The organism is Ewingella allii (assembly GCF_044430645.1).
Lineage (GTDB): Bacteria > Pseudomonadota > Gammaproteobacteria > Enterobacterales > Enterobacteriaceae > Ewingella > Ewingella allii.
Genome location: NZ_JAWUDN010000008.1, coordinates 215,133 through 226,694, shown reverse-complemented (window position 1 = coordinate 226,694; position 11,562 = coordinate 215,133). Strand labels below are relative to the sequence as shown.

Below are 11,562 nucleotides of genomic sequence, written 5' to 3'. Positions count from 1 at the left end.
CGGCTGAGACCAGCTAAAGTCGAAAGGTCAAAAAATAGCCTTAACGTACAATAATTTTCGATATCCAAACTGACCCCTATTAGACTTTACGTCGAATTGACCAAAACCTGCGAAACCAAAACCCTAAGAATTAACGCGGGTTAACGATTTCCCTGGTGTTGGCGCAGTATTCGCGCACCCCGGCCTAGGCTGGGGTTATTTTTTTTCAGCGTTTGCCGTCCATTCACGTAAAATTCGCACATCATTACGCCATTCAAGCTTCAACTCATCGATCCACTCCTGAACGTTATCCCACCAAGCTGGCAATGTCGGCGTTTGAATTTGCTGTGCTAGCACTTGTAGATGCTTAAGCCCTACCGACCCGGCCGCGCCTTTGATCTTATGGCCCTCTTCCGCAATGCCTTTTTGGTCGCGGGCGACCATGTTGGAATCAAGCACCGCGAGATAATCCGGCATCATTTTCTCAAACATATCCGCACTCTGGTAAATCAGCCCCGGCCCAACCAACTCCATGTACTGTTCCAGCATGGCGACATCGAGCACTGACTCGTTAGCTTTTGCGACCACGGTTTTTTCCTCAGTAGGCAATTCTTCAGGTTGATGATCCCAAAACTGCTGGATCATGGCAGTCAGCGCCGCCACGGAGAGCGGCTTACTCAGTACGTCATCCATACCGGCATCGAGATACTCTTTCTTGTCTTTCAGTACGTTGGCGGTCAACGCCACCAACGGTGGGAGATGCTGGCCGGCATAGTCCTGACGAAGTTTGCGAGCGATAACCAGCCCGGTCATGTCCGGTAGCTGAATGTCGAGCAGCACCAAATCGTATTCGTCCGGATCGAACATTTGCAGTGCGTCGTGGCCATTCATTGCCACGTCAACGCTGTTGCCGAGCTTCTCCAGTACCGAGCGCGCCACGATGACATTCAGCTCGATATCCTCCACCAGCAGCACGTTCAGCGCCGGCAGCGGCAGATCCTCTTCCTCTTCGCTCTCGGCGACGGGTTCATCAAGCGTAGGCGCGATAACGCTCAGCGTGAAGCAAGAACCCTGCCCCTTTTCGCTGCACACGGTGATATCGCCGCCCATGCTTTGCGCCAGGCGTTTAGACACCGCCAGGCCAATCCCGGTGCCGGTGGCAGGCTTGCCGCCGTTCTTATCTTTCACCTGGTAATACATGGCGAAGATCTTCTCTTGTTCATCTTTCGGAATGCCCATTCCCGAATCCTGCACTTCAAAGCGCAGATGCTCACTGCCGTCATGATGGACGCGCACCACGATTTCGCCGTCGTGAGTGAACTTGACCGCGTTACCAATCAGATTCCACAGGATTTGTCGCAAACGGGTGCCGTCGGTGACGATTTTGTCTGGCATCGGCAAATCGGGCTGCATCACGAACTTCAGGCCTTTAGGCTGAACCAGCAGGCCGGAGAGGTTTTCCAGATCCGACAGGAAACCGGTGAAGTCCACCGGCTGGTTATCCAGCTGCACTTTGCGGCGCTCGAGCTTATCCATCTCAATGATGTCATTAAAAATGTTGCCAAGGGTGATGGCGCTGACGTGAATGGTTTTCAGGTAGTTGTGCTGCTCTTCGTTGAGATGGGTGTCCAGCAGAATGCGGCTTAGCCCCACGATGCCGTTAAGCGGCGTACGCAGCTCGTGGCTGATAGTAGAGATAAAGGTGGTCTTTTCCCTGCTGGCGTTCTCCAGCGCGTCCTGATAGCGCTTACGCTCGGTAATATCACGCCCGAAGCCCATCAGGCCATGGCGCTTACCAATTCGGTCATAAAACGGCACTTTGCGCAGCTCGAAACAGGCTTTGCGCCCGTCGGGATACACCAGCCACTGCTCGTAGGTTAAAGAGACATTGTGGCGGAAGACTTTCTCATCGGTTTCCACCACTTTCTCGGCAATGTCCGGGCTGTAAACATCATTGGGGGTTAGCCCAATAAGCTGCTTCTCGCTTTTACCGGTCAGCAACTCCATGGCGCGGTTACAGCCGGAGAACTCCTTGTCTTCGTTGCGGTAGTAAACCAAATCCGGCGAGGCATCGAGGAAGGAGCGGAGCAGAGCCGATTGCTGGCTCAGTTCAATCTGCGCCTGTTCGCGGTGGTGCATCTCGAGTTTCAGCTTGTCGACCACGGCCAAACGCGCTTCTTCCGCCTTGATACGGTCGGCGATCTCCTGATTCAGCTGGGTGATGTTGTCCTTCAGCTGCTGATTTAGGGTCAGGTCGCGATGGCGCATCTCTTCGAGCTTATCGACCAAGCGCGACAAACGCTGGCGGGACTCTTCCAGCTGTTCGACCACCACCGAGAGGAAATAGACCGCCCAAGGGGTTATCAGCAAACCAAAGAAGATTGAACGCACCACGTCAATGCTATCAACCTGCCCACGCAGCAGCATGGTCACGGCCATTTGCACAATCATCGCCAGCACCACTAGCGCGGATGCCAATAGCAAAGAAAAACGTACCAATCCCAGCTTGACCATCAGATCAACGTAATACTGGGCTAACACTCGGATTTGCTTCATAACCATTCCCTAAAAACGAAGACGATTAAATGATACCGCATAATGCTCGGAAATGAGGCGAAGATGAGTCAGAACCGCGAGCCAGCTATTGCTGCAGGCTTTGCACCCAGACAGGGCTGGTGATGGTGCAAGGGAGTTTAAATTCGTGCAGATATTGACTAATAAGCTGTGGGATATTATTAATGATCGCCTTAACTATTCAGGTTTGCCCCTAATATCCTCAGTCATTCCGCCCTTTCTTCATAAATTCCCCTTAATGCGAATCACTCACATTAAGAATAACTATTCATTATTACTGCAAATAAAATCACTTCTTGCTGTATGAATATTTCTTATTATTCTCCCCCTCTTAGTACATTATTACTGTCTGGTTAAAAACAGTCACAAAGCACAGGCGGCAGGCCTTTAGCAGTATAAAACACTGCGATTATCGTCTCTTCTAGCATGGTGCATAGTTAGTGTGGCTACCGGACAGTGAGACAGCTCACACTTCGGCCCCCTATCCGCAACGTCTATGCGGGTTTAAAATCACCAATAAGTTCTTTTATTTCAATACAATAACCTAATTTATGCACATTTTGATATAACTTAAATACCTATTTGACCTGTGTAGGCTTTCTCGCTAAGTTGGGAGTCCGCTGGAAGCAATCTCGACGGGTGCATCACTCGTCATATTTATGCAGTAATTGAAGACTCCCTCATTAAAACAAGTCAACCACCACTTGTGAGAACCGTCACGAGGGGCCTTTGGCCGAGAAACTCAGGCATTCAACGCACCGCAAGAGTGCGTGGAAATGTGAGCCCTCTCCGTCTAAAAGCCCCCTCGCAAAAGGTGTGAGAGTCTCGCAGAGCCTGGGGAGGTTCACTAATATGTTGTACGATAAATCCCTCGAGAGGGACAACTGTGGTTTCGGCCTGATCGCCCACATAGAAGGCGAACCTAGCCATAAGGTCGTGCGTACGGCAATCCACGCACTGGCCCGCATGCAACACCGTGGCGCAATCCTTGCCGATGGCAAGACTGGCGACGGCTGTGGCTTACTTTTACAGAAACCCGACCGTTTCTTCCGCATGGTTGCAGAAGAGCGCGGCTGGCGTTTGGCAAAAAACTACGCCGTTGGCATGTTATTCCTCAGCAAAGATGATGAAGAAGCTGCTGCAAGTCGCCGCATTATTGAGGAAGAACTGCAAAACGAAACGCTGTCCGTTGTGGGCTGGCGCGACGTGCCGACTAACCCTGACGTTCTCGGTGAGATTGCCCTCTCCTCCCTGCCTCGCATCGAACAGATTTTCGTGAACGCCCCTGCGGGCTGGCGTCCGCGCGATATGGAACGCCGCCTGTACATGGCGCGTCGCCGTATGGAAAAACGTATTGAAGACAAAGACTTCTACGTGTGTAGCTTCTCCAACGTGGTGAACATCTATAAAGGCTTGTGTATGCCAGCCGATTTGCCACGTTTCTATCTTGATTTAGCAGACCTGCGTCTGGAATCGGCCATTTGCTTATTCCACCAGCGCTTTTCCACCAACACCGTGCCGCGCTGGCCTCTGGCCCAGCCATTCCGCTATTTGGCGCATAACGGCGAAATCAATACGATTGCCGGTAACCGCCAGTGGGCGCGCGCCCGTGGTTATAAGTTCAAGACGCCGTTAATCCCCGATCTGCAAGACGCTGCGCCGTTTGTGAATGAAACAGGTTCTGACTCCAGCTCGCTGGATAACATGCTGGAGCTGTTTTTAGCCGGTGGTATGGACCTGCTGCGCGCTATGCGCCTGCTGGTGCCGCCAGCCTGGCAGCAGAACCCGGACATGGACGACGACCTGCGCGCGTTCTTCGACTTCAACTCCATGCACATGGAGCCGTGGGACGGCCCGGCCGGTATCGTGATGTCAGATGGCCGCTACGCTGCCTGTAACCTCGACCGTAACGGCCTGCGCCCTGCGCGCTACGTCATCACCAAAGACAAGCTGATCACCTGCGCGTCTGAAGTGGGTATCTGGGATTACCAGCCGGACGAAGTGGTCGAAAAAGGCCGCGTCGGACCTGGCGAACTAATGGTTATCGACACCCGTACCGGCAAGATCCACCACTCGGCAGAAACCGATAACGACCTGAAGGGACGCCACCCGTATAAAGAGTGGATGGAGAAAAACGTTCAGCGTCTGGTGCCTTTTGAAGATCTCTCCGACGCCGAAGTGGGCACTCGCGAACTCGACGATACCCAGTTGGAAACCTTCCAGAAGCAGTTCGCTTATAGCAGCGAAGAGCTGGATCAGATCATCCGCGTGCTGGGTGAGAACGGTCAAGAGGCCGTCGGCTCCATGGGTGACGACACGCCATTCGCCGTGCTCTCAAGCCGTCCGCGCATTATTTATGACTACTTCCGCCAGCAGTTTGCGCAGGTAACTAACCCGCCAATCGACCCGCTGCGCGAAGCTCACGTGATGTCTCTGGCGACCAGCATTGGCCGCGAGATGAACGTGTTCTGTGAAGCCGAAGGTCAGGCGCACCGTCTGAGCTTCAAATCGCCAATCCTGCTGTGGTCTGACTTTAAACAGCTGACCACGCTGGACAGCAAATACTATCGCGCCGACACGCTGGACCTGACTTACGATCCAGCCGAGCAAGACATGGAAGCCTTTGTCGCCAAACTCTGCGACGAAGGCGAGCGCAAAGTGCGCGACGGCGCCGTGCTGCTGGTGCTGTCTGACCGCAATATCGCGCCAAACCGTTTACCTCTGCCAGCCCCAATGGCAGTGGGCGCGCTGCAACGCCGTCTGGTTGAGAAGAGCCTGCGCTGCGACGCCAACATCATTGTTGAAACCGCCAGTGCCCGCGATCCGCACCACTTCGCCGTGCTGCTTGGGTTCGGCGCGACGGCAGTTTACCCGTACCTCGCCTATGAAACGCTGGCGAAGCTGGTCGACTCTCAGGTCATCGACAAGAAATATCGCGAAGTCATGTTGAACTACCGTAACGGTATCAACAAAGGCTTGTACAAAATCATGTCCAAAATGGGCATTTCCACCATCGCCTCTTACCGTTGTTCACAACTGTTCGAAGCCGTAGGCCTGCACAAAGACTTGTCCAACACCTGCTTCCAAGGCGTGGTGAGCCGCATCGGTGGCGCAAGCTACAGCGACTTCGAGCAAGACCTGCAAAACCTGTCCAAGCGCGCATGGTTGAAGCGTAAAACCTTGGAACAGGGCGGCCTGCTGAAATTCGTCCACGGCGGCGAATATCACGCTTACAACCCGGACGTGGTGAATACGCTGCAAGCCGCAGTAAGAAGCGGCGAGTACAGCGACTATCAGCAATACGCCAAACTGGTCAACGAACGTCCGGTTGCTGCCCTGCGCGATCTGTTGCAGATCACGCCAAAAGGCCAGCCGATCCCAGTGGATCAGGTTGAGCCAGCCGAAGGGCTTTTCACCCGTTTCGATACCGCAGCGATGTCCATCGGCGCACTCAGCCCGGAAGCTCACGAGTCTCTGGCTGAAGCAATGAACAGCATCGGCGGTCGCTCTAACTCAGGCGAAGGCGGTGAAGATCCGGCGCGCTACGGCACCAATAAAGTGTCGCGCATCAAGCAGGTGGCTTCTGGTCGTTTCGGCGTGACACCGGCTTATCTGGTGAATGCTGACGTCATTCAGATCAAAGTTGCCCAAGGTGCAAAACCGGGCGAAGGCGGCCAGCTGCCGGGTGACAAAGTGACGCCGTACATCGCGAAACTGCGTTACTCCGTGCCGGGCGTGACTCTGATTTCTCCACCACCGCACCACGATATCTACTCTATCGAAGACCTGGCGCAGCTGATTTTCGACCTGAAACAGGTCAATCCGAAAGCCATGATTTCGGTGAAACTTGTTTCTGAGCCGGGCGTAGGCACTATCGCCACCGGCGTGGCGAAAGCCTATGCGGATCTCATCACCATCGCAGGTTACGACGGCGGTACTGGCGCAAGCCCACTGTCATCTGTGAAATACGCGGGCTGCCCGTGGGAGCTCGGTCTGGTGGAGACTCAGCAAGCACTGGTTGCCAACGGCCTGCGCCACAAGATTCGTCTGCAAGTGGATGGCGGTCTGAAAACCGGTACTGACATTATCAAAGCTGCCATCTTGGGTGCTGAGAGCTTCGGCTTCGGTACGGGCCCAATGGTCGCGCTGGGTTGTAAATACCTGCGAATTTGCCACCTGAACAACTGCGCAACCGGCGTAGCCACTCAGGATGAGAAACTGCGCCGCAACCACTACCACGGCCTGCCAGAGCGCGTGACGAACTACTTCAAGTTCATCGCTCAGGAAACACGTGAAATCATGGCTGAGCTGGGCGTGAGCCAGTTGGTTGACCTGATTGGTCGCACTGACTTGCTGCTGGAACTTGACGGCTTCACCGCCAAGCAGAATAAACTGGACCTGTCCGCGCTGCTGAAAACTGCAACGCCGCACCCGGGCAAAGCGGTGTACTGCACCGAAAGCAACCCGCCGTTCGACAACGGCAAGTTGAACAAAGATATTCTGGATCAGGCCGCGTCGCATATCGAGACCAAACAGAGCAAGCCGCTGTTCTTCGATATCCGTAACACCGACCGTTCCGTGGGTGCGCTGCTGTCTGGCGCCATCGCTGAGAAGCATGGCGATCAGGGCATGGCGGCGGACCCAGTTCGCATCAACTTTAACGGTACCGCTGGCCAGAGCTTCGGCGTCTGGAACGCCGGTGGCGTAGACCTGATGTTAACCGGCGACGCTAACGACTACGTGGGTAAAGGTATGGCCGGTGGCCGTATCGCGATTCGCCCACCAATAGGTTCGGCGTTCCGCAGCCACGAAGCCAGCATCATCGGCAACACCTGTCTGTATGGCGCAACAGGCGGCAAGATGTTTGCTGCAGGCCGCGCGGGCGAGCGTTTCGCAGTGCGTAACTCCGGCGCAATCACCGTGGTTGAAGGCATTGGCGACAACGGCTGTGAATACATGACTGGCGGCATCGTCTGCGTGCTGGGCCGTACTGGCGTCAACTTCGGCGCGGGGATGACCGGTGGTTTCGCTTACGTGCTGGACGAAGATGGCGAATTCCGCAAACGCGTTAACCCAGAATTGGTTGAAGTGCTTGATGTTGAAGAGCTGGCAATCCATGAAGAGCATCTGCGCGGTTTGATCACCGAACACGTACAGTTGACCGCATCGACACGCGGTGAAGAGATTTTGGCTAACTGGCCGGAATGGGCGCCGAAGTTTGCGCTGGTAAAACCGAAGTCCAGTGATGTCAAAGCATTGTTGGGTCACCGTAGTCGTTCCGCAGCTGAGCTGCGGGTACAAGCGCAGTAAGAGGTCAAGATGAGTCAAAACGTTTATCAATTTATCGACTTACAGCGCGTAGATCCGCCAAAGAAACCGCTGAAAATCCGTAAAATTGAATTTGTTGAAATTTACGAGCCGTTTTCAGCGACTCAGGCCGCGTCCCAGGCTGACCGCTGTCTCTCTTGCGGTAACCCGTATTGCGAGTGGAAATGCCCGGTTCACAACTACATTCCTAACTGGCTAAAGCTGGCGAATGAAGGTCGCATTATGGAAGCGGCGGATCTGGCTCACCAGACCAACAGCCTGCCGGAAGTGTGCGGCCGCGTTTGTCCACAAGACCGCCTGTGCGAAGGCTCTTGTACGCTGAATGACGAGTTTGGCGCGGTGACCATCGGCAACATCGAGCGCTATATCAATGACAAAGCCATCGAAATGGGCTGGCGTCCTGATATGTCTCATGTCCACCCTACGGGTAAACGCGTTGCTATTATCGGCGCCGGCCCTGCCGGTCTGGCCTGTGCTGACGTGCTGACTCGTAACGGCGTGAAGGCCGTGGTGTATGACCGTCACCCTGAAATCGGCGGTCTGCTGACATTCGGTATCCCAGCCTTCAAGCTGGAAAAATCCGTGATGACCAAGCGCCGTGAGATCTTCACCGAAATGGGTATCGAGTTCCAACTCAATACCGAAGTCGGCAAGGACATCACCATTGATGCCCTGCTGGCCGAGTACGACGCGGTGTTCTTGGGCGTGGGGACTTACCAGTCCATGCGCGGTGGTTTGGAAAATGAAGATGCGCCGGGCGTTTACGATGCGCTGCCATTCCTGATTGCTAACACCAAGCAGCTGATGGGCTATGACGACAGCGTTGATGAGCCTTACACCTCGATGGAGAAGAAACGCGTCGTGGTGCTGGGCGGTGGTGACACTGCGATGGACTGCGTGCGCACCTCGATTCGTCAGGGCGCAACGCACGTCACCTGTGCTTATCGCCGTGACGAAGAGAACATGCCGGGCTCACGCCGTGAAGTGAAGAATGCGCGCGAAGAAGGTGTTGAATTCAAATTCAACCTGCAGCCGCTGAGCATCGAACTGAACAGCGCTGGCCGCGTCAGTGGTGTGAGAATGGCACGCACCGAACTTGGTGCGCCAGACGCCCAAGGCCGTCGCCGTGCTGAGATCGTGGCGGGTTCCGAACATGTGATGGAAGCCGATGCCGTGGTCATGGCCTTTGGTTTCCGCCCACATAAAATGGAATGGCTAGCATCACACGACGTCGAACTGGACACTCAGGGCCGCGTCGTGGCACCTGAAGGCAGCGAAAACGCCTTCCAGACCAGCAACCCGAAAATCTTTGCTGGCGGCGATATCGTGCGCGGCTCTGATTTAGTGGTTACCGCTATTGCTGAAGGCCGCAAAGCGGCAGACGGCATCATGAACTATCTCGAAGTTTAAGCGTAACCAACATGAAAAGCGGGGATGGCAACATCCCCGCTTTTTTTTGCCTTCAACGCTGACTGACTAGAACTGGGTATACAGCCCCTCAAATTCAAAGCCGTTGTTCTGGCTGAGCAATTTGTAGAACTCGCCGCTCTTCTTGATGGTTCGCTCTTGAGTCTTCAGGTCCAGCGCAATCAGCCCATAACGGTTTTTATAGGTATTCAACCACGACCAGCAGTCGATAAAGGTCCACAGGTGGTAGCCTTTAACATTGCAGCCTTCACTAATGGCTTGATGTAGGTACGCCAGATGGTTTTGGATAAAGCCGATGCGATAGCTGTCCTGCACTTGCCCGTCTTGAATAAAACGCTCTTCATCCGCCACGCCCATGCCATTTTCCGAAATATAAGCTTCGATATTGCCGTAGTTGTCGCGGATATCGACGCACAAATCGTAAATCCCCTCTTCGTAGATTTCCCAGCCACGGTAAGGATTGAACTTGCGTCCCGGCATCACATAGCTTTCGAAGAACCATTCCGGCATGAAAGGCGATTGCGGATCCACCGCCGTCAGCCGCGCCTTAACTCGCCGAGGTTCGTAGTAGTTGATCCCCAGAATCTGCACGGTGTTTTCGGCGATGATTTGCAAATCCCCCTCTTCAATTACCGGCATCTGATCGTGCTTCTTCAGCACATCGACAAGTTCAGCCGGGAACTCACCTTTAACTGATGGGTCGAGGAAGCTGCGGTTATAGAACAGATCGGCGTATTTCGCGGCCTGCACGTCGGCCGGATTTTCGCTGCGCGGATAGCTCGGGCTGAGATTCAAAATCACGCCAATCTTGCTGTTCAGACCGTGGCTCTTGAAGGCGCGGACTGCCATGGCGCTGGCGAGAACCGTCGTGAACGCCACCTGAGCGGCGCGCTTGAAATCAACCACGTTAGGATAGTGGAAGTCTTCTAAAAAGCCGCCCAGCACCGGTACAACCGGCTCATTGAAGGTAAACCAGCGATAGACTAAATCACCAAACTCGCGGAAGCAGACGTCGCAGTAGCGGACATAGGCTGCCAGCACCTCGCGATTCTCCCAGCCACCTTTGAGCATCATGGCTTCTGGCATGTCGAAATGGAAAAGATTCACAAAAGGCTTAATGCCTTGCTGGGTCAACTCTTCCAACACTTTGCGGTAGAAAACGATGGCTTTGGCACAGACTTCGCCATCGCCCTGCGGGAACATTCTCGCCCAGGAGATAGAGATGCGGAAGGAGTTATGCCCGGTCTCCTTCATCAGCTGGATGTCTTCGGGATAGCGATTAAAGAAGTCGGTGGTGACGTCGGTGTTAATGCCGTGGTGAAAGCGATTCGGATATTTATCCCAGGACATGTCCCATTGAGTGCGGCCCTTGCCCGTGTTACCGCGACCTTCCGCCTGCTCTGCCGACCAGGCGCTGCCCCACCAAAAGTCCTGTGGGAAAGATAAAAACTGTGGTTTCAGCTTCATGCGAACACCTCCGCCGCCATCTGATTCCCTTCAATGATTGCAGCAACGCCTTGGTGTTCAACATTCAATTCGTCCATACCCATCCTCTCCATATATGCACAGTCGTGATGAGTATTTAGCATGGTCGGGATACTTTGCTGAGTAAACAAGTAACAGCGGCAGATGAAAGCTTTGTGATAACCATCACCAACTTAGAGAGTGGCCCAGCAACTCCGCTTAAAACAGCCATAAAAAAACCCCGCATCAAGATGCAGGGTTTATGTTGTGGTCATGCTATTCGCGCTTACTTCACCACGCGAAGTGCAGGGCGCCCACCGCGAGGCGGCGTCGGTGGCTCATCATCCGGATTCTCTTCAGAGACATCCGGCAAATCGCCGTCGATCACCGACATGGTTGGCGCTGAATCTGCCATTTCGCCTTCGTCGCTGTGGTCCTCAAAGGTACCATCAGCGTCATAAGCGGGTTCAGGTTCGAACATGGTACCTGCGCCATTTTCACGGGCGTAAATCGCCAGCACGGCGGCGATAGGCACGAAAACGTTGCGAGGAACACCGCCGAAGCGTGCGTTAAAGCGAACATCATCGTTACCCAGTTCGAGGTTGCCGACGGCGCGGGGTGCAACATTGAGGACAATCTGACCATCACGGGCAAATTCCATCGGCACCATAACGCCTGGCATGGTGACGTCTACCACCAAGTGCGGCGTCAGCTGGTTGTCGAGCAACCAGTCGTAAAACGCCCGCAGCAGGTAGGGACGGCGCGGAGACATGTCAGTCATCTCCATCA

5 protein-coding genes are annotated in these 11,562 nt (G+C 54.4%); 2 read left to right on the top strand and 3 right to left on the bottom strand.

The features are described from left to right. Positions 1–195: 195 nt before the first annotated feature. A complete protein-coding gene (gene arcB, locus SBO83_RS17400) occupies positions 196–2,535 on the bottom strand; it encodes an aerobic respiration two-component sensor histidine kinase ArcB (protein ID WP_396132364.1) in 2,340 nt (779 codons plus the stop codon). An 870-nt stretch (positions 2,536–3,405) separates the two neighbouring features. On the opposite strand from arcB, the gene gltB reads away from it, so the two are divergent. Together gltB and SBO83_RS17390 are read left to right on the top strand one after the other, a co-directional pair. Continuing rightward, positions 3,406–7,863: a glutamate synthase large subunit gene (gltB, locus tag SBO83_RS17395; RefSeq protein ID WP_396132363.1), complete on the top strand. Its 4,458-nt coding sequence runs from the start codon at positions 3,406–3,408 to the stop codon at positions 7,861–7,863. A 9-nt stretch (positions 7,864–7,872) separates the two neighbouring features. Then, complete coding sequence (locus SBO83_RS17390) at positions 7,873–9,291, top strand: glutamate synthase small subunit (RefSeq protein WP_396132362.1); 1,419 nt, start codon at positions 7,873–7,875, stop codon at positions 9,289–9,291. 66 nt (positions 9,292–9,357) lie between these two features. On the opposite strand, the gene SBO83_RS17385 is transcribed toward SBO83_RS17390, so the two are convergent. Next, a complete protein-coding gene (locus SBO83_RS17385) occupies positions 9,358–10,776 on the bottom strand; it encodes a family 1 glycosylhydrolase (protein WP_396132361.1) in 1,419 nt (472 codons plus the stop codon). Between the two features lie 283 nt (positions 10,777–11,059). Next, positions 11,060–11,560, bottom strand: coding sequence for a ClpXP protease specificity-enhancing factor (sspB, locus tag SBO83_RS17380; protein ID WP_396132360.1), 501 nt, complete (start codon positions 11,558–11,560; stop codon positions 11,060–11,062). Positions 11,561–11,562: the final 2 nt, after the last annotated feature.

Coding starts and splice junctions, on each gene's coding strand:
- sspB (WP_396132360.1), bottom strand. CDS start 11,560: ATGGAGATGACTGACATGTCTCCGCGCCGTCCCTACCTGCTGCGGGCG.
- SBO83_RS17390 (WP_396132362.1), top strand. CDS start 7,873: ATGAGTCAAAACGTTTATCAATTTATCGACTTACAGCGCGTAGATCCG.
- arcB (WP_396132364.1), bottom strand. CDS start 2,535: ATGAAGCAAATCCGAGTGTTAGCCCAGTATTACGTTGATCTGATGGTC.
- SBO83_RS17385 (WP_396132361.1), bottom strand. CDS start 10,776: ATGAAGCTGAAACCACAGTTTTTATCTTTCCCACAGGACTTTTGGTGG.
- gltB (WP_396132363.1), top strand. CDS start 3,406: ATGTTGTACGATAAATCCCTCGAGAGGGACAACTGTGGTTTCGGCCTG.